The sequence below is a fragment of the Halomonas sp. SIMBA_159 genome, assembly GCF_046536035.1.
Lineage (GTDB): Bacteria > Pseudomonadota > Gammaproteobacteria > Pseudomonadales > Halomonadaceae > Vreelandella > Vreelandella venusta_A.
Genome location: NZ_JAWJBT010000363.1, coordinates 1 through 279, shown reverse-complemented (window position 1 = coordinate 279; position 279 = coordinate 1). Strand labels below are relative to the sequence as shown.

1 protein-coding gene is annotated in these 279 nt (G+C 61.6%); it reads right to left on the bottom strand.

The genetic code is table 11. From position 1 onward, the window contains the following. On the bottom strand, nucleotides 1-279 hold a 279-nt coding region (locus R0J87_RS19625; RefSeq protein WP_498888350.1), incomplete at both ends, for an NAD(P)H-hydrate dehydratase.

Genomic DNA, 279 nt, shown 5'->3' with positions numbered 1-279 from the left:
CGGCGCGGATGACTTCAGCAAATGATCGATAGCCGCTTCGGTCAAGGCATCTGGTGCTGTGCCTGGCCCACAGGCGATGGCTGTATAGGAAGCAAGCGAATGGCTGCCATTGGCGATCTGCACCAGCGCATCCGGCACATAAGTCGCTTCGGCCGTTGCATGGGCGATACTGCGGATCGTTTCCCGGTATGTGCCGATTTCCAACTTCCCGACGCCGCTTGCCAGCGCGCCAAGCCCGGAGATCAAGGCAGCGCCTGGCATGTCTGGCCCGCCTGCTAC